Raw genomic sequence first — 17,185 nt, forward strand, 5'->3', positions numbered from 1 at the left:
ACAGGAGGTGGTGAGATCATGACTAAATCTCGTAACACTTAACCCCAAAATAAACCTCTGTCGCACCTTGGTGGTCAGAACATCTGCTGAAGATGGTATACATAAGCCAAAAGAGGTACTAGAGGCATTTTATATAAAGCCTAACTTCCCTGGTATGAGCCATATTTGCAACCCTGGTTTTATTGTACAACCTCGGTTAGGCGCTCAGGGTTTTGGAAGGTGCATAGAAGAGAGGAAGGGGTAATGTTCAACTGGGTCTTTCACAGCGATATACCTTTAGTAACACTTTGAGAGTCCTGGAAATTTGGTCTTATTGGTTTCGTGTGCCTTGAAGCTAGCAGAGGGGCAGATAGTAGAAGTACTAATTTTCTATCGGGCTTTGGATGTAAGAACTTATTTATCATTGTGTGTACCAGAAGTCAGTCTGAAAGCATAAATGTTAGGATTGCCACAGAAAGCGAAAAGCGAAAGACAAGGAAAAAAAACTGAATGGCAGAAGTTGATAAGTCAATATCCTTCGACGGTAGGGATATTCGACTGAAAGTAGGCTTACTAGCTCCCCAGGCTGGTGGGTCGGTTTTAATAGAATCAGGGGATACATCTGTTTTAGTTACGGCTACGCGGTCAAAGGGCAGAGAAGGAATTGATTTTCTGCCCCTGACGGTGGATTATGAAGAGAGACTGTATGCCGCAGGTAGGATTCCTGGAGGAATCATGCGCAGAGAAGGTCGTCCGCCAGAAAAAACAATTCTGACTAGCCGTTTGATAGACCGTCCCATGAGGCCGTTGTTTCCTTCATGGTTGCGGGATGACTTGCAAATTATCGCCTTCACCCTTTCAATGGATGAGTTAGTACCGCCTGATGTGCTAGCAGTAACTGGGGCTTCCATTGCTACCCTGATGGCACAAATTCCGTTTAACGGGCCAATGGCAGCAGTGCGTGTGGGTTTAGTGGGAGATGATTTCATTATTAACCCCACCTATGCAGAAACCGAAAATGGAGACTTGGATCTGATTGTGGCTGGTTCACCCCACGGTGTGATCATGGTGGAGGCGGGAGCCAATCAATTGCCAGAGCAAGATATTATTGAAGCAATTGATTTTGGTTACGAAGCAGTCCGAGATTTAATTCAAGCCCAGCAGGATTTATTGGCGGAAATGGGTCTGAAAGTTGTGCAAGAAGCACCACCAGAAGTAGACCAAACTTTGAATAATTATATCCGCGATCGCGCCAGCGATGAGATTAAGAAAATTCTGTCTCAATTTGAATACAGCAAAGCCCAACGTGATGAAGCCTTGGATGCTGTCAAAGATCAAGTTGCTAGTGCGATCGCCGAATTGCCAGAAGAAAACGAAGTTAAAGCAGCAGCAACTGCCAACAGTAAAGCACTCGGTAACACCTTTAAAGACATCACCAAACACTTCATGCGTCGTCAAATCGTTGAGGACAACGTGCGTGTTGATGGTCGTAAACTTGATCAAGTCCGTCCAGTTTCTTGTCAAGTTGGTGTTTTACCCAAGCGAGTCCACGGTAGTGGTCTATTTAATCGGGGATTAACCCAAGTATTATCCACCTGTACCCTTGGTACTCCTGGAGATGCCCAAAACCTCAACGATGACTTGCAAACAGACCAATCAAAACGTTACCTACATCATTACAATTTCCCTCCCTTCTCCGTTGGCGAAACTAAACCAATGCGTTTCCCAGGAAGGCGCGAAATCGGTCACGGTGCTTTAGCAGAACGAGCGCTCATCCCTGTCTTACCGCCAAAAGAACAATTCCCCTACGTAATTCGTGTGGTTTCCGAAGTCCTTTCTTCCAACGGTTCCACTTCTATGGGTTCAGTGTGTGGTTCCACACTATCCTTAATGGATGCTGGTGTCCCCATTCTCAAACCTGTTAGCGGTGCAGCAATGGGTTTGATTAAAGAAGGTGACGAAGTGCGAGTCCTGACCGATATTCAGGGCATTGAAGACTTCTTAGGCGATATGGACTTTAAAGTTGCCGGCACAGATACCGGAATTACTGCTTTACAAATGGATATGAAAATATCTGGTTTGTCATTAGAAGTTATTGCCCAAGCCGTCCACCAAGCTAAATCAGCCCGGTTACATATTCTGGAAAAAATGATCCAGACCATTGAAGAACCACGGGTTGACACCTCACCCTATGCCCCACGTCTATTAACCATCAAGATTGATTCAGACATGATTGGTCTGGTCATTGGACCCGGAGGTAAAACCATTAAAGGTATTACAGAAGAAACTGGTGCCAAGGTTGATATCGAAGACGATGGCACAGTCACAATTTCTGCCGTGGATGAAAGCAAGGCTAAAAAAGCCCGTAACATCATTCAAGGCATGACTCGCAAGTTGCATGAAGGTGATGTTTATTCCGGCCGTGTGACTCGAATTATTCCTATTGGTGCATTTGTCGAATTTTTGCCAGGAAAAGAAGGCATGATTCACATCTCTCAACTAGCTGACTATCGTGTAGGCAAAGTTGAAGATGAAGTTGCTGTTGGGGATGAAGTGATTGTCAAAGTCAGAGAAATTGACAATAAAGGACGAATTAATCTCACACGTTTGGGTATCCATCCAGACCAAGCTACTGCGGCACGAGAAGCTGCGGCGCTGAATCACTAAATCCGTTGGGGATTTTAGATTTTTATCTAAAATCCGCGATGCCTGGAATCTAGGCATCGCCGCAAATTTTAAGGATTTCAAATCAGAACTGAACTATTTTTATTCCCACTAGATAACCAAAAGGCTGGCTAATTTTAAATATGAATTAGCCATTAGTCCAAAGGATTTTTTATTCAGGTTTTTCGCCAAATTTTATGGATGCTTCGGAGTTACTAGCAACAATCACACAGTTGATTTCTCAGGCTGAACAAGGCGACATAGATCCTTGGGATGTCCAAGTTATTGAGGTGATTGACCATTATCTAGAACTAATGGCACCTGAAGCCACCGCTAAAGGTTATGAGTCAGACTTGTCGCAATCGGGACAAGCTTTTTTATCAGCATCGATGCTGGTATTATTCAAAGCTAACACTTTGATGCAACTATCTACAGTAGGCGACGCACAGGAAGATATAGCCGATGATGCCCTCTGTGCAAATGAAGATGGATTATTACATCATTCTCATCGTTTGCAGTTAGAGCGACACCTCCGCCGTCGTCCCTCAGCAATGCCTCCTCCTAAGCGACGTGTAACTCTGCAAGAGTTAATCAAGCAATTGCAGATTATGGCGACTCAGCTCAAACTTGTGGATAAATCCACTAAGCCTGTGCGCCCAAAACGTCAGGCCAGCGCCCAAAAGATGCGACAGGCGCTAGAGTTAGCTCACCAGGAAAATCTCACGGAAGTAGCTGGAGAACTAGAGCAAGTGTTGCATTGTTCCGCAAGGGAGCTATTTCTAGAACACAATTGTTTGAATCTTCAACAACTGGTAGATTTGTGGACTCAAACAAAGCCACCACAAAACAATGATTCTCACCATGAGTCAGAAAATAGCTCCACAGTTAGTGTTTTTTGGGCGCTACTACTACTCTCATCTCAGTCTAAAGTTGAGTTATTACAAGATGAGTTTTATCAAGAAATTAAAATTCGCTTAATTACACATTCAGCGAACTAACCTTAAAATTAAATCGGTTACCTGTCATTTTGTCACACCCCAAAAGTTGCAATAACGAGCAAATTCCTGTTATCCCTGTTTTTAGGAGTTACTTAGACCAAAAATTCAAATGAATGATTAAATCTCACTCTCCTAAAGTAAACTGACTTGTGTTTAAGGAATAAAATTTTATGAAAGCTATGATTCTCGCTGCGGGTAAGGGTACTCGTGTGCGTCCCATTACCTATACCATTCCCAAACCGATGATTCCCATCCTGCAAAAGCCAGTGATGGAATTTTTACTGGAACTTTTGCGTCAACATGGTTTTGACCAGATTATGGTCAATGTGAGCCATTTAGCGGAGGAAATTGAAAACTATTTTCGTGATGGTCAACGGTTTGGTGTAGAAATTGCTTATTCTTTTGAAGGCAAAATTGATGATGATGGCAAACTAGTGGGGGAAGCCGTTGGTTCTGCTGGCGGTATGCGACGTATCCAGGATTTCTCACCATTTTTTGATGATACCTTTGTGGTATTGTGCGGTGATGCTCTGATTGATTTAGATTTGTCTGCGGCTGTGAAGTGGCATAAATCGAAAGGCTCAATTGCCACAATTATTACGAAATCTGTGCCTCTGGAGGAGGTTTCTAGTTACGGGGTAGTGGTCACTGACGAAGACAGTCGCGTGATAGATTTCCAAGAAAAACCGTCGAAAGAGGAAGCTATTAGCACGAACATCAATACTGGTATTTATATTTTCGAGCCAGAGGTGTTTAAGTACATCCCTTCTGGGGTGGAATATGACATCGGTGGTCAGTTATTTCCCAAATTGGTAGAAGTTGGTGCGCCTTTCTACGCCATTGCTATGGACTTTGAATGGGTAGATATTGGTAAAGTTCCAGACTACTGGCGGGCAATTAATGGTGTACTTTCAGGGGAAATTAAAAATGTCCAAATCCCCGGTAATGAAGTTGCCCCTGGGATCTACACTGGTTTAAATGTGGCGGTGAATTGGGATAAGGTGGATATCACTGGACCTGTGTATATTGGCGGGATGACCAGGATAGAAGATGGTGCGAAAATTGTGGGTCCGGCGATGATTGGCCCGAATTGCTGGATATGCAGTGGCGCAACTGTAGAGAACAGCGTAATTTTTGAATGGTCTAGATTGGGTCCTGGGGTAAGACTGGTGGATAAGTTGGTTTTTGGTCGTTATTGCGTGGATAAAACGGGAGATGCCATAGATGTTCAGGCTGCTGCTCTAGATTGGCTGATTACTGATGCTCGTAGTACTGCGCCATCGGAAGCACCTCTGGAACGGCAAGCGATTGAGGATTTACTGGGAACGAATCTCATTTAGGGAGTAGGGATTGGGGACTGGGGACTAAAAATCTTCCCCCCTGCTCCCTGCACCCTGCCCCCCTGCCTCTTCTCCCCCTGCCTCTTTTTAGCTATTCAGATATGTATATCTTCCTAGACTTTGCTCATAGGTTTGTAGCAGTCTCTGAGATTCTGCTAAGGTAATGTGTTTTTCTTCTAAGGCTTTTTCACAACGCTTACGGATATTTTCTACCATATCTTCAGAGTCATACTGTACATAGCTGACCACTTCTTTCATGGTGTCACCTTTGACGATGTGTTGAATTTGGTAGCCTTTGGGTGTGAGGTGGATATGAACTGCGTTGGTATCACCAAATAAGTTGTGCAAGTTACCCATGATTTCTTGATAGGCTCCGTTGAGGAACATCCCTAGATAGTAGGGTTCGTCTGGCTTGAAGGTGTGCAGTTCTAAAACTGATTTGACATCCCGTAGGTCAATAAACTGGTCGATTTTACCGTCACTATCACAGGTGAGGTCTGCTAAGATTCCTCGTCGGATGGGTTCTTCGTCTAGTCGGTGTATGGGCATGATGGGGAATAGTTGGTCTATTGCCCAACAATCTGGTGCTGATTGAAATACGGAAAGATTGATGTAATAAATGGAAGCCATGATTTTTTCTAGGTCTTCCAGTTCATCGGGTACGTATTCTTGCTGTCTAGTGATGTTAAGAATTTTTTGGCAGCAAGCCCAGTAGAGTTGCTCGGCTTTGGCTCGTTCTGCAAGGCGCAGGATTCCTAAGTTGAAGCGGCTGATGGCTTCTTCTTTAAATTGGGCTGCGTCGTGGTAATACTCTTGATAGTTCTCTTCTTTGATGGATTGGTATGTTTCCCACAGGTATTTGATTACGGGGGATTCTTCTTCTTGTGGGGGTTCTGGTAAGTCTAGAGGTACGTCGCTGGTGCTGAGAACATCAAAAATTAGTACTGATTGGTGGGAGGCGATCGCACGTCCACTTTCACTAATCAGTGTTGGTACGGGAATTTGTTTCTCTGCACAGGTATCTTTTAATTCTGCTACAATATCGTTTGCGTAGTTTTGCATATTGTAGTTTTTGGAGGTGTAGAAGTTGGTTTGGGAACCGTCGTAATCTACACCTAAGCCGCCACCAACATCCAGGTATTTCATGTCTGCTCCTAACATGGCTAACTCTACGTAGATGCGGCTAGCTTCTTGGATGGCATCTTTAATGACATTGATGGCTGAGATTTGGGAGCCGATATGGAAGTGCATCAACTGCAAACAATCCAGCAAATTAGCTTCGCGGAGTTTGTTAACTGCTCCCATGATTTCGGGAATTGTCAACCCAAATTTGGCGCGATCGCCTGTGGAAGTTCCCCACCTTCCCATACCTTGGGTACTTAATTTGGCGCGGACTCCGACAATGGGTTTAATGCCTAACTGACGGTGTGCCGCAATCACCAAATCGACTTCTTCAACCTGTTCTAGGACGATAATTGAGGTTTGCCCTAGTCTTTGGGCTAACATGGCTGTTTCGATGTATTCCCGGTCTTTGTAGCCGTTGCAAATTAGTAATGCTCCTGGTGTATCCAACAAAGCCAGAGCAATCATTAATTCCGGTTTAGAACCTGCTTCTAAGCCAAACTGATGGGGTTTGCCAAATTTGACTAGATCTTCAATTAAATGGCGTTCTTGGTTGCACTTGATAGGAAATACGCCACGATATGCACCTGCGTAGTTATAACGGGCGATCGCTTTATTAAAACAAGCATTCAACCTCTCGATCCGGTCTTCTAAAATATCCGAGAAGCGAATTAACATCGGTAGTCCCAAGTTACGCTGTTTCAAGGCGTTGACTAATTCAAATAAGTCCAAGGAACCACCGCGATCGCCTTTGGGAGAAACTGTAACATGACCCGCAGCATTAATGGAAAAATACGGTTCTCCCCAACCTTCTATGCGGTATAATTCCTCGCTATCCTCAATTTTCCAAGAAAGGGGTAGCTGTCCTGTATTATTACTAGGTGGTAACAGTTTTTTTTGTTTGTGACTTTTCACGTCCGATTTGTGTCCATTGGCAGGCATGATCACCCCTTCAGATGTATCAGTTAATTCAGCACCCATTTGTCGTGACCTCTATATTTGATCCACGAATTAACAATTTAACTCATTCAACCTGCAACGGATATGCACTTAGAGATAATTTCTGAGATACACTCTGATTGGTCAGTAGTCATTAGTCATTAGTCGTGGCTAGTTAATCAAGAGTATAAAATCTTGATGACATCAGCAAAACACGAAAAACTAATGATCACAACTACGACCGGATACAAAATGTATTAAGTTTTAGGAGATAGCTTTGGAACGCACATTTTTAGCAATCAAACCTGATGGTGTACAGCGTGGATTGGTAGCGGAAATCATCCGTCGCTATGAAACTAAAGGTTTTACCCTCGTAGGCTTGAAATTCATGAAAGTCAGTCGGGAATTGGCAGAAAAGCATTATGGTGTTCACCGCGAACGACCCTTTTTTGCTAGTTTAGTGGAATTTATTACTTCTGGACCTGTGGTCGCAATGGTGTGGGAAGGTGAAGGCGTTGTGGCTTCAGCGAGAAAAATTATCGGTGCAACAAACCCTTTAACCGCAGAACCTGGAACCATTCGAGGCGATTTTGGGATTAATATTGGTCGCAATCTCATCCACGGTTCTGATGCTTTGGAAACTGCACAGACAGAAATAGCTTTGTGGTTTAAAGAGGAAGAATTAGTGAGTTGGGAACCATGTTTAACCCCTTGGTTAAAAGAGTAATTTAGAAAGTGGGACTGGGAAAAATTCGGGGTGCAGGCTTGCCCTGAGCGGAGTCGAAGGGGGGAAGACTTTGGCCTATGAACAAAATCTTTCTCCCTCCCTCATCTTCCTGATTAGGAGACTTCACTCTTTTCTGGTTCAACTTCGGCTACTTCAATCACATTACGTTCCGAGAATCCCCAGACTAGAATCAGTGCGATCGCCGAAATGACAATCCATTCTGGTGGGACTAAGTTCTCATTGATAACTCTCATTAATAGGCGCAAACCGACAAAGGCGACGGTGATATAGCCAGCATCTTCTAGGTTTTTAAACTCGTCTAACCACTGGATAAACAAGCCGGTCATAAATCGCAGGGTGATAATTCCAATGGTTGCACCAGTTAGCACTAGCCACTTTTCTTGAGAAACCGCGATCGCAGTTGTGACACTATCCAAGGAAAATGCTAAATCTGTGAAAGCAATTACAGGTATGGCTTGCAATAAAGAGTTAAACCGGGGACCGTGATGATGGTCGTCTTTGGATTCTTGGGAGGTGAAGTGTTGAAATACCAACCACAGTAAATAGCCAGCACCGAGTAATTCAAATTGCCAGTATTTTTGTATCCAAGTGGCTGTGAGAATCAGGCTAATTCGCAACACGTAAGCCACGACTAAACCAAAATTCAGGGCTTTGCGTTCTAGTTCCTTGTCTTCTAATCCTTGGGCGATCGCAGCGAGGGCGATCGCATTATCAGCAGATAGCACAGCCTCTAATAAAACCAGGATTAGCAGCACTATCGGGGCTTCAACGCTGAAATTAAAGTGAAGATAATCAAAAATGTTGTCTAGCATTCCGGGTTTCTCAAGCAGTAAAAATAAAAATTATCTCAAAAGTGCAACAAAATGCTACTCTTATCCAGCTTAACGCTTTGCTGCTGCATTCTCATAGGGAGGATATCTAGGCGATCGTATTCGGGCATTTTGCGATCGCTTTACGGTTAAGGATTTCTAGGTGTTATTCAATACACTAAAAGTGTTAACATTTTCTTTGAAATGATGATTCTGTTTATTGGAAAAACTTTGAAAATTTCCCTAACCAAGAATTGCTAAAACTTATATTACTTCGAGCAATTTCGAGATTTTGGCGAAAAGTTACCGTATTTGGATGGTTATCCCCAAGCACCCTCTGAGCGATTTCTAAAGCTTGGAGATACAGGGGTTCGGCTTGGTCGTACTTTCCTTGGGAATAGTAGAGTAATGCCAAGTTATTGAGGCTGGTGGCGACATGGGGATGATTGTCTCCCAGCAGGTGTTTTCTGAGTTCTAAAGCTTGGAGATACAGGGGTTCGGCTTGGTCGTACCTTCCTTGGGATTTGTAGAGTAATGCCAAGTTGTTGAGGCTGGTGGCGACTGAGGGATGATTGTCTCCCAGCAGGCGTTTATGGAGTGATAAAGCTTGGAGATACAGGGGTTCGGCTTCGTCGTACCTTCCTTGGGAATCGTAGAGATATGCCAAGTTATTGAGGCTGGTGGCGACTGAGGGATGATTGTCTCCCAGCAGGCGTTTTCTGAGTTCTAAAGCTTGGAGATACAGGGGTTCGGCTTGGTCGTACCTTCCTTGGGAATAGTAGAGTGCTGCCAAGTTGTTGAGGCTATTGGCGACATCGGGATGATTATCTCCCAGCAGGTGTTTTCTGAGTTCTAAAGCTTGGAGATACAGGGGTTCGGCTTGGTCGTACCTTCCTTGGGAATAGTAGAGTTCTGCCAAGTTGTTGAGGCTGGTGGCGACATCGGGATGATTGTCTCCCAGCAGGCGTTTTCTGAGTTCTAAAGCTTGGAGATACAGGGGTTCGGCTTGGTCGTACCTTCCTTGGTCAGAGTAGAGATTTGCCAAGTTGTTGAGGCTATTGGCGACATCGGGATGATTGTCTCCCAGCAGGCGTTGTCTGAGTTCTAAAGCTTGGAGATACAGGGGTTCGGCTTCGTCGTACCTTCCTTGGGATTTGTAGAGTGCAGCCAAGTTGTTGAGGCTGGTGGCGACATCGGGATGATTGTCTCCCAGCAGGCGTTTACTCAGTTCTAAATCTTGGAGATACAGGGGTTCGGCTTCGTCGTACCTTCCTTGGTCAGAGTAGAGATTTGCCAAGTTGTTGAGGCTGGTGGCGACATCGGGATGATTGTCTCCCAGCAGGCGTTTTCTCAGTTCTAAAGCTTGGAGAAACAGGGGTTCGGCTTCGTCGTACCTTCCTTGGGAACGGTAGAATTCTGCCAAGTTGTTGAGGCTGGCGGCGACATCGGGATGATTATCTCCCAAGCGGTCTTGCACCTGTGATAAACATTGCTGATACCAAGGTTCGGCTAAAGTATACAAACCTTGTCCTTCATAGAATCTACCCAAGCCGACGAAAGGCCAAATTAAATCTTCATCCCGCACCGCAGTAATCATATCTGTTGCCACTTCTGCTAAATGAGGAATTTCCAGTTGCACTAAAGTAATATCCTCAAGGGTGAGAGAATCAGGTATCTTTTGGGCAATTTCTACTAATGCTGCGGCGAAGGTTTTTTTGAGGTAATTAGCTGTGTTTGAATTAACTAGTTTCCCCCGCAAAAACTCTTTAATCAAGGGATGAATTTTATAACAACCCTCTCCTTCTGCTTCCCTTTCAATCAAATAACGTTGGTAGAGTTGCTTTCTGGCTTTATCTACGTATGTCTTAGCCCAATTTAGCCGCTCACTAACAGACTCTACCAAATTCCAAGGGATGATATCTGGAGCAAATAAACTCAACAACTCACCTACACTCCGTGTCATCGGGTCGAGCTTTTGCCAGCTTAATGCAAATGGGGCTTGCAATTGGGATGTTTCCTGGGTTGGTAATTGTTCTAAAATTTCTTTCAATGATAAATCTGGGTCTTCTCTTAAGTTCGCCCCTACCACTTGCAAACCCAAAGGTAGATATCCCAACCACTTGCATAAATTTTTAGCAGTTTCTAGTTCCCGCTCCACTCGCCTATCTTGCTTACCCAATAAATCTCTCAACAACTTCAAAGCATTCTCTGGTGAGAGTTTCTCCAAATTTACCTCTTCAACATCTGCGCCCAAATTTCGCAACCGAGTTGTAATCAATACACAGAAGCGGTTATTTTTGGGCAGTAATTGGTGGCACTTTTGCCAATCACCAAGATCATCAACATTATCTAATACTACCAATACTCGCCCTGCTGGTGGTTCCCAAGCATTCCAACACCATTTTGCTTGTTTCTCAGCACTCAGCAATGTTTGCGGCGCTTCCAGATTCATACATAACCGAGCAAACTCGATAATTTCTGTAGCCAAATCCGGTTTTCTAGCATCTAACCAACAAAGACCACCAAGATAATTATCTTTGTATTGCTGTGCATATTGTACCGCCAGTTGTGTTTTACCAACTCCCCCCATACCAGCCACAGCCAAAAATGCCGATCTTTGATTTGGCTGTAATTTATCATGCAGATCCTTCAGTTGCTGATCTCGTCCCACAAAATTGGCGACACCCCGATAAGGAATATTATTTGGGATAGATGACTGTGGGTTATTCCTATAGTTATAGACATTTCCAAAATGGTTATTACCTGTAGCTTTCCCTACTTGATAGCCAGTGCTTCTATCATGATTATTCTGATACATCATGTTCTCTGCTCAAATAAATAGATTGATAAAGATATCGTTAAATTTTATTCTCTCCTGGATGATTATGATGAGTACCACCAAAATAGTTAGTGCCTGTAGCCGTCCCTATTTGATAACCCGTGCTACTGTCATAATTATTCTGAGTCATACCTTTCTCTGCTTTCCTACCAGCCTCAATTTCACGAGCCAGTTTTTCTATCTCTTCAGCAAACTGCGGCTCTTCGTGCAGAGCAATCTGTAAATATGCAGCAACCCGATTTAAATCTTCTTTAGAGCCTTGTTCTGTAGCTAGGAGGGCAGTTTCTGCTTTCGGATTTCCCCGTAACTTGTCCCAAATCTTCTTTCGCAGCTCATCCATTTTGGCTAAGGCTGCTTCAGTAAATGTTTCGATACTTTTCTCGAATATCTTAGTAAAAGCGAGAGTTGCGATCGCACCAGCTGTAATTGGTTCCACAATATTCCACCCTATCAAGCCACATCTTGCATAATTGATACAGTAGCAGATATTGATATTCCAGGAATATTGGGATAAAAATAATGGCGTTGTTGATTTCAAATATGAACAGGATTTGTCACGATGTCAAAACCCCTGTAGAAACGTTTCATGGAAAGTCTCTACATTTAAATCCATACTCTGATTCAGCAACGCCAAAATAATTAATTTAAAACCAGCTTTTTATGGGCAATTTTACAATTCCCCAGTTTTGCGATGAAATCACCTCTACTCCGGGTTTTTCAACCTACCCTTTATAAAGCAGAATCAACCCACTAGGGCGTGTTTTCAAAGTCTAGAAGTAGGTTGGGTTAAGCGCAGCGCAACCCAACGAAGCAAACCAAATATTGGGTAAAGTTGGGTTTCCCAAAACCTCAACCCAACCTACATTTACGTCTAATTTTGGGTTTGAAAACAGTCCCTAGCCCCCTTCCCTACAACGAGAGAAAATTCCTTAAAGTCCCCCTTTTTAAGGGGGATTTAGGGGGATCATATCACTTGTGTGTAAACTGTAGAACCTTGCAAGAGAGAGGCTGGGGGAAAGGTTAAGCGCGAAGTAATGAAAATTTCATTTATCACTATTTACTCACAGATATCTGCCAATTTGCCTAACAGACTATCTGCTAAATTTAATAATTCCCCATTATTTAAATCTACATTATTCTCTTCACCAGCTAATAGATTTCTCACCACAGATAATCTCTCACTACATTCGGAAATTTTCCAAGATTCCTCTAAATTTACGGCGAAATCAAATAGAGAACGCTCTCCTAAATGTTGCCGAATTTGCATTGCTACATGATCGCTACTAACTAAAAACTCTTTAATAGCATCTAATGATTTATTCCCTAAAATTTCATCATGTCCCCAAGTTTCTAACCAATTACTATCTGCATTTTCTACATACAAATGAACAAAATTTACACCGTAAGTCAGCCAATCATGCTGCATTTTCCTGGCTGTTGCTAAAGCTTGAGCAAATTCTTCCACAGGAGTTTCGTAGCTTTGCATTTCTTGTAGGTGAGACATAAAAGCTGTGATGATCTGATGAATATGTAGGGGACAAAGACGAATCTGGAATTATTGAACCGTTGGGAGTGTCAATCAAATTTCAAATACTTTCCACCAGAAAGGTAGTCACTGTTGTACATTGCGATATTCACTAATTGCTTAATGAAATTAGCATCCTTGGGATTGTAACTTACAAATATTCCTCTCTCTATTTCCCAGATGTGCAGTGTATTTTGCCAAAAATGATACTTTTGATGGTTAAACTCTTCCGATACACTGGTCACTTGAATACATAGTGGTTTGTGCTGGTGACTACTAACAATCAAATCTGTTGCCATGGACAGGTCGGCAATATAACGCTTCCAAACACTACCTTCACGTTGCACAATATCTTGGGCTATAGCTCTAATTATATCATCATCTTCCTGATTAAATTCCCCTGCCATAAGTTTTTGTTTCCAAATGTAAAATTTGGAGTCATTGGCATTAATCCATTTAGGAAAGAGATAAGTGTACCAATACTTCTCATTTGGGGTCATCTGCTCTAACTTGGCTTTTTGTTCTGCTTCAGAGGGTGATGATTTAATCATCAGCCAAATGGTAGAATCTGTAATTACTTCTAGAAGAAAGGCGAGGACAAATGGTTTCGCAGTCAGAGAACCTACTCTAGTATTTTTTACCCAACGATTAATTTCATCTAATTTTTTAGCCAAGTTAGAGTCTATCGAGGAGGCTTGCTCGATGAGGGAATTTAGCTGATCCTTAATCTCTTGTGCTTGCAAACGATGCCCTACTTTCAATAACTAACGCTTGGTTAAATAGTTTATAACTAACTAAACTGGGAAATGTCTCGATTAATCAATAAAATTTATCTTTTAATCTTCACGGACACTCCCAATCATTGAGATAAATATCACTCTTCCGTTCGTAGCATAAGATAATTTGGAGCTAATTACCACACTAGTACAGTTAAACAGATCCAGAACTCAGTATAACAGGCTTGCGATCGCCATTCTCCCGGAGTCAGGTAACAGCTTTTTTCCGTAGACTTTCCGGGTTCATATAATAGACTAATTTAAGTAATTTCTGGTGAAGTCAGTGAAAATCCCCATTTGCTGGCTACAAGCTCACAATAGTTTCTCGAAATACTAGTAACGATTATCACTATGTCTCAGCCCACGATAGAATCAATCCTCCAAGAGAAGCGCTCCTTCCCTCCTACACGAGAATTTTCCCAGAACGCTCACATTAAAACCTTGGCTGACTACCAAGAACTCTATGATCAGGCTAAAGCTAATCCTCAGCAATTTTGGGCTAATTTAGCAGAAAATGAATTGGAATGGTTCCAAAAATGGGACACAGTTCTAGATTGGCAACCACCTTTTGCTCAGTGGTTTGTTGGTGGTAAAATTAACATCTCTCATAACTGCCTAGATCGACACTTGACTACTTGGCGTAAGAATAAGGCGGCGCTAATTTGGGAAGGAGAACCAGGGGACTCGCGGACTCTGACTTATGCTCAATTACATAGAGAAGTATGTCAGTTTGCCAATGTATTGAAGCAATTGGGGGCGAAAAAAGGCGATCGCATTGGTATTTATATGCCGATGATTCCCGAAGCTGCGATCGCCATGTTAGCCTGTGCGAGAATTGGCGCACCCCACAGCGTGGTATTTGGTGGTTTTAGTGCTGAAGCCTTGCGCGATCGCCTCAACGATGCAGAAGCCAAATTAGTCATTACTGCTGATGGTGGTTGGCGCAAAGATGCGATCGTTCCCCTGAAAGTAGAAGTAGATAAAGCCTTAGCAGATAACGCTGTCCCCTCCATCACAGATGTGCTAGTAGTCAAACGCACCTGTCAAGAAATACACATGGAAACAGGGCGTGACCATTGGTGGCATGATTTACAACAAGGCGTATCAGCCCATTGTCCCGCAGAACCGATGGATAGCGAAGATATGCTATTTGTCCTCTACACTTCTGGTAGCACCGGCAAACCAAAGGGTGTTGTCCACACCACTGCGGGTTACAACTTATATAGCCATATCACCACTAAATGGATTTTTGACCTAAAAGATACAGATGTTTACTGGTGTACAGCCGATGTCGGTTGGATCACAGGACACAGTTATATAGTTTATGGACCCCTTTCCAACGGTGCAACTACCTTAATGTACGAAGGTGCGCCCCGTCCCTCTAATCCTGGCTGTACCTGGGATATTATTGAAAAACACGGTGTCAATGTTTTTTATACAGCGCCTACAGCAATTCGGGCATTTATCAAAATGGGTGAACACCATCCCAAAAGCCGCGATTTATCCTCCTTACGGTTATTAGGAACAGTGGGTGAACCCATTAATCCTGAAGCCTGGATGTGGTATCAGAAAATCATTGGTGGTGAACGCTGTCCCATTGTAGATACTTGGTGGCAAACAGAAACCGGCGGTATCATGATTACACCACTACCCGGAGCCATTCCCACAAAACCCGGTTCAGCAACTATGCCTTTCCCCGGTATTATTGCAGACATAGTGGATTTAGAAGGTAATACCGTACCCGAAAATGAAGGCGGTTATCTAGCGGTGCGTTATCCCTGGCCGGGAATGATGCGGACAGTCTACAACGATCCAGAACGCTTCCGCCGCACATATTGGGAACATATCCCCCCCAAAGATGGTAACTATCTCTACTTTGCCGGTGATGGGGCGAGAAAAGATAAAGACGGTTATTTCTGGGTCATGGGTCGGGTTGATGATGTCTTGAATGTATCAGGACATCGCCTGGGAACGATGGAAGTTGAATCAGCGTTAGTTTCTCATCCAGCCGTTGCAGAAGCTGCGGTGGTGGGTAAGCCAGATGAAATTAAGGGTGAGGAAGTAGTGGCTTTTGTGACTTTAGAAGGGACATATCAAGCCAGTGAGGAACTGAGTAAAGAACTGAAGCAGCACGTTGTCAAAGAAATTGGTGCGATCGCCCGTCCCGCAGATATTCGCTTTACCGATGCTTTACCCAAAACGCGATCGGGTAAAATTATGCGGCGCTTGTTGCGGAATCTCGCCTCTGGTCAAGAAGTGTCCGGTGATACTTCCACCTTAGAAGATCGCAGTGTTTTAGATAAATTACGCGAAGGCGTTTAAAATCCGGGACTGGGTATTGGGACGTAACAAACTTCCCCCCCGCTCCCGAACACTGAGCGGCTTGTACTGAGCGAAGTCGAAGTAAGCCGAAGTGCTGCTCCCTGCTCCCCTACCTCTGATCTTCTCCTTCCCACACTCCCCACACTGCAACTATCATAGGTATGAGAACTTAATGGAGGTATGAAAACCATGAAGCTGAATAGCCAATTGAAATCAGCATTTATCCCCAGTCTCAGTATCATTACTACAATTTTTATCTCACCATTAGTTTTAGCGCATCCGGGAAAAGTCGCGGTAAATTCACCGGATTCGACTCAGCAAGTGATTTTAAGTAAAGTCCCAAAACTGGCACAACTTAGCAGTCCAGCAGAAGAGCGATCGCAACTCATACAACAAGCCAACATTTTATCCAGTCAAGGGGATTTCTCCGGTGCAGAAGCAAATTTACGCAACGTAATTAAAAAATTCCCCAGATATGCCTTTGCACACTTTGAACTGGGAAACATCTTATCCAAACAAAATCAGCCGGAAGCAGCTATTGAAGCTTACCAAGAAGCCATTCGCCTCAATTCTAATTATGCTCTAGCCTACAACGGTATTGGTCTAGTTTATGCTAATCAAAATCGTTGGGAAGAAGCTATTACAGCCTATCAAAAAGCTTTAGACATTAATCCTAATTATGCAGATGCTCTCGCTAATTCAGCAGTCGCACTATTACAAAACAATCAAGAAAGTGAAGGAATAGCTTCTCTAGAAAAAGCTTTAGATATCTTTAAATCACAAAGTCGCAATGAAAGAGTTTTGCAAATTGAACAAGTTTTACAGGAGATCAAAAATTCAGTTCAGCCCAATATTTCTTGAAAAATAAAATTACATCAACTCCCCATTTCCTATTATTTTAATATCTCAAATTTCTCTGTCATTTTCTTTGGTCAGAGAGATATTTTTTTGCTGATTAACCACAGCGATCGCCCACTTTAAAACTGGGATTTTTTGATACTGCGCTTTGTTTTTTTTTACGGTTTAATCCTAATTTCTGTAATGCAGAACACATTGCACTTCGACCTACCCAATTGCCAGTCTTGTCTGCAAATAATTCACACAACTCTATCAATGTTGCATCT

General features: G+C 43.2%; 12 protein-coding genes. 6 read left to right on the top strand and 6 right to left on the bottom strand.

The features are described from left to right. The first annotated feature begins 489 nt into the window (after positions 1–489). The 3 genes from VB620_RS14685 (at position 490) to VB620_RS14695 (ending at position 4,981) form a co-directional block, all read left to right on the top strand. The gene (locus VB620_RS14685; protein ID WP_323196897.1) at positions 490–2,646 is read left to right on the top strand and encodes a polyribonucleotide nucleotidyltransferase; all 2,157 of its coding nucleotides are present in this window, start codon (positions 490–492) and stop codon (positions 2,644–2,646) included. A 194-nt stretch (positions 2,647–2,840) separates the two neighbouring features. Continuing rightward, a complete protein-coding gene (locus tag VB620_RS14690) occupies positions 2,841–3,641 on the top strand; it encodes a ScpA family protein (protein WP_323196898.1) in 801 nt (266 codons plus the stop codon). Between the two features lie 170 nt (positions 3,642–3,811). Further along, positions 3,812–4,981 carry an NDP-sugar synthase gene (locus tag VB620_RS14695; RefSeq protein ID WP_323196899.1) on the top strand — a complete coding sequence of 390 codons (1,170 nt, stop codon included), beginning with the start codon at positions 3,812–3,814 and terminating at the stop codon, positions 4,979–4,981. An 87-nt stretch (positions 4,982–5,068) separates the two neighbouring features. Here VB620_RS14695 and speA read toward each other — a convergent pair whose 3' ends face one another. Then, positions 5,069–7,084 carry a biosynthetic arginine decarboxylase gene (gene speA / locus VB620_RS14700; protein WP_323196900.1) on the bottom strand — a complete coding sequence of 672 codons (2,016 nt, stop codon included), beginning with the start codon at positions 7,082–7,084 and terminating at the stop codon, positions 5,069–5,071. A 235-nt stretch (positions 7,085–7,319) separates the two neighbouring features. Here speA and ndk point away from each other — a divergent pair, with 235 nt between their 5' ends. Continuing rightward, positions 7,320–7,769 carry a nucleoside-diphosphate kinase gene (gene ndk / locus VB620_RS14705; RefSeq protein ID WP_323196901.1) on the top strand — a complete coding sequence of 150 codons (450 nt, stop codon included), beginning with the start codon at positions 7,320–7,322 and terminating at the stop codon, positions 7,767–7,769. Positions 7,770–7,882: 113 nt separating this feature from the next. On the opposite strand, the gene VB620_RS14710 is transcribed toward ndk, so the two are convergent. The 5 genes from VB620_RS14710 to VB620_RS14730 all read right to left on the bottom strand — a co-directional run bounded on the left by VB620_RS14710 (position 7,883) and on the right by VB620_RS14730 (position 13,706). Continuing rightward, positions 7,883–8,602, bottom strand: coding sequence for a TerC family protein (locus VB620_RS14710; protein ID WP_323196902.1), 720 nt, complete (start codon positions 8,600–8,602; stop codon positions 7,883–7,885). A 214-nt stretch (positions 8,603–8,816) separates the two neighbouring features. Continuing rightward, a complete protein-coding gene (locus VB620_RS14715) occupies positions 8,817–11,420 on the bottom strand; it encodes a tetratricopeptide repeat protein (protein ID WP_323196903.1) in 2,604 nt (867 codons plus the stop codon). Positions 11,421–11,457: 37 nt separating this feature from the next. Further along, positions 11,458–11,874 carry a hypothetical protein gene (locus VB620_RS14720; RefSeq protein WP_323196904.1) on the bottom strand — a complete coding sequence of 139 codons (417 nt, stop codon included), beginning with the start codon at positions 11,872–11,874 and terminating at the stop codon, positions 11,458–11,460. A 621-nt stretch (positions 11,875–12,495) separates the two neighbouring features. After that, positions 12,496–12,942, bottom strand: a complete 447-nt coding sequence (locus VB620_RS14725; protein ID WP_323196905.1) for a hypothetical protein — start codon at positions 12,940–12,942, stop codon at positions 12,496–12,498. Between the two features lie 71 nt (positions 12,943–13,013). Then, positions 13,014–13,706 (bottom strand): hypothetical protein, encoded by a 693-nt coding sequence (locus VB620_RS14730; RefSeq protein WP_323196906.1) that lies wholly within the window; start codon positions 13,704–13,706, stop codon positions 13,014–13,016. A gap of 384 nt (positions 13,707–14,090) precedes the next feature. Here VB620_RS14730 and acs point away from each other — a divergent pair, with 384 nt between their 5' ends. Together acs and VB620_RS14740 are read left to right on the top strand one after the other, a co-directional pair. After that, positions 14,091–16,061, top strand: coding sequence for an acetate--CoA ligase (gene acs / locus VB620_RS14735; RefSeq protein ID WP_323196907.1), 1,971 nt, complete (start codon positions 14,091–14,093; stop codon positions 16,059–16,061). A 189-nt stretch (positions 16,062–16,250) separates the two neighbouring features. Continuing rightward, positions 16,251–16,922 (top strand): tetratricopeptide repeat protein, encoded by a 672-nt coding sequence (locus tag VB620_RS14740; protein ID WP_323196908.1) that lies wholly within the window; start codon positions 16,251–16,253, stop codon positions 16,920–16,922. Positions 16,923–17,185: the final 263 nt, after the last annotated feature.

It is taken from the genome of Nodularia harveyana UHCC-0300, assembly GCF_034931085.1.
In the GTDB taxonomy this organism is placed as follows: Bacteria; Cyanobacteriota; Cyanobacteriia; order Cyanobacteriales; family Nostocaceae; genus Nodularia; species Nodularia harveyana.

Coding starts and splice junctions, on each gene's coding strand:
- VB620_RS14685 (WP_323196897.1), top strand. CDS start 490: ATGGCAGAAGTTGATAAGTCAATATCCTTCGACGGTAGGGATATTCGA.
- VB620_RS14690 (WP_323196898.1), top strand. CDS start 2,841: ATGGATGCTTCGGAGTTACTAGCAACAATCACACAGTTGATTTCTCAG.
- VB620_RS14695 (WP_323196899.1), top strand. CDS start 3,812: ATGAAAGCTATGATTCTCGCTGCGGGTAAGGGTACTCGTGTGCGTCCC.
- speA (WP_323196900.1), bottom strand. CDS start 7,084: ATGGGTGCTGAATTAACTGATACATCTGAAGGGGTGATCATGCCTGCC.
- VB620_RS14710 (WP_323196902.1), bottom strand. CDS start 8,602: ATGCTAGACAACATTTTTGATTATCTTCACTTTAATTTCAGCGTTGAA.
- VB620_RS14715 (WP_323196903.1), bottom strand. CDS start 11,420: ATGATGTATCAGAATAATCATGATAGAAGCACTGGCTATCAAGTAGGG.
- VB620_RS14725 (WP_323196905.1), bottom strand. CDS start 12,942: ATGTCTCACCTACAAGAAATGCAAAGCTACGAAACTCCTGTGGAAGAA.
- acs (WP_323196907.1), top strand. CDS start 14,091: ATGTCTCAGCCCACGATAGAATCAATCCTCCAAGAGAAGCGCTCCTTC.
- VB620_RS14740 (WP_323196908.1), top strand. CDS start 16,251: ATGAAGCTGAATAGCCAATTGAAATCAGCATTTATCCCCAGTCTCAGT.